Here is a 1,637-nt window from a genome sequence, read left to right on the forward strand (position 1 = left end):
CTGCACCAAGGAGGGCGCCTGCTGGGTGTTCATCCAGCAGCGCTTCGGCCAGTTCATGTACGGCTACTACCCGGTGGACCTGCGCTGGCGCGTGGACCTGACCGTGTGGCTGGCGGTCATCGGCGTGGCACCGTTGTTCATCTCGCGTTTTCACCATAAAGCGGTGTATGGCCTGAGCTTCCTGGTGCTGTACCCGATTGTCGCCTGGTGCCTGCTGCACGGCGGCGTGTTCGGCCTGAGCGCCGTGGCGACCAGCCAATGGGGCGGCCTGATGCTGACCCTGGTGATCGCCACCGTCGGTATTGCCGGCGCCCTGCCGCTGGGTATCGTCCTGGCGCTGGGCCGTCGTTCGAACATGCCGGCGATTCGGGTGGTCTGCGTGACCTTCATCGAATTCTGGCGCGGCGTGCCGTTGATCACGGTGCTGTTCATGTCCTCGGTGATGCTGCCGTTGTTCCTGCCTGAAGGCATGAACTTCGACAAACTGCTGCGGGCGCTGATCGGCGTGATCCTGTTCCAGTCGGCTTACGTGGCCGAAGTGGTGCGCGGTGGTCTGCAAGCGATTCCCAAAGGTCAGTACGAAGCGGCTGCCGCGATGGGCCTCGGTTACTGGCGCAGCATGGGCCTGGTGATTCTGCCGCAAGCCCTGAAGATGGTGATCCCTGGCATCGTCAACACCTTCATTGCGCTGTTCAAGGACACGAGCCTGGTGATCATCATCGGCCTGTTCGACTTGCTCAACAGCGTCAAACAAGCTGCCGCCGACCCGAAATGGTTGGGCATGGCCACCGAAGGCTATGTGTTCGCGGCCCTGGTGTTCTGGATTTTCTGTTTTGGTATGTCCCGCTATTCCATGCATTTTGAACGTAAGCTGGACACTGGCCACAAGCGTTAGGAGCGTAGTTTATGAGTGAAGCGATCAAACAGCCTGTGAGCCCTGAAGGCATTATTCAGATGCAGGGCGTCAACAAGTGGTACGGCCAGTTCCACGTGTTGAAAGACATCAACCTGAACGTTAAACAGGGCGAGCGTATCGTCCTGTGCGGCCCGTCGGGTTCCGGCAAGTCCACCACCATTCGTTGCCTCAACCGTCTGGAAGAACACCAGCAGGGCCGCATCGTGGTCGATGGCGTGGAGCTGACCAACGACCTCAAGCAGATCGAATCGGTCCGCCGTGAAGTCGGCATGGTGTTCCAGCACTTCAACCTGTTCCCGCACCTGACCATCCTGCAGAACTGCACGCTGGCGCCGATGTGGGTGCGCAAGATGCCCAAGCGCCAGGCCGAAGAAATCGCCATGCATTACCTGGAACGCGTCCGCATTCCGGAGCAGGCGCATAAATTCCCGGGGCAACTGTCCGGCGGTCAGCAACAGCGTGTGGCGATTGCCCGTGCCTTGTGCATGAAACCGAAAATCATGCTGTTCGACGAACCGACCTCGGCACTCGACCCGGAAATGGTGAAAGAGGTTCTGGACACCATGATCGGCCTGGCTGAAGACGGCATGACCATGCTCTGCGTAACCCACGAAATGGGCTTCGCCCGCACCGTGGCCAATCGCGTGATCTTCATGGACAAGGGCGAAATCGTCGAACAGGCCGCGCCGAACGACTTCTTCGATAATCCGCAGAATGAGCG

At 59.7% G+C, this 1,637-nt stretch carries 2 protein-coding genes; both read left to right on the forward strand.

Annotated features, from left to right (window positions below; genetic code table 11):
- A partial coding sequence (locus QK293_RS27320) for an amino acid ABC transporter permease (protein WP_282383429.1) occupies window positions 1-895 on the forward strand: 895 nt, incomplete at its 5' end.
- 11 nt (window positions 896-906) lie between these two features.
- A partial coding sequence (locus tag QK293_RS27325; RefSeq protein ID WP_282383431.1) for an amino acid ABC transporter ATP-binding protein occupies window positions 907-1,637 on the forward strand: 731 nt, incomplete at its 3' end.

Source organism: Pseudomonas sp. AL03, assembly GCF_029960815.1.
In the GTDB taxonomy this organism is placed as follows: domain Bacteria; phylum Pseudomonadota; class Gammaproteobacteria; order Pseudomonadales; family Pseudomonadaceae; genus Aquipseudomonas.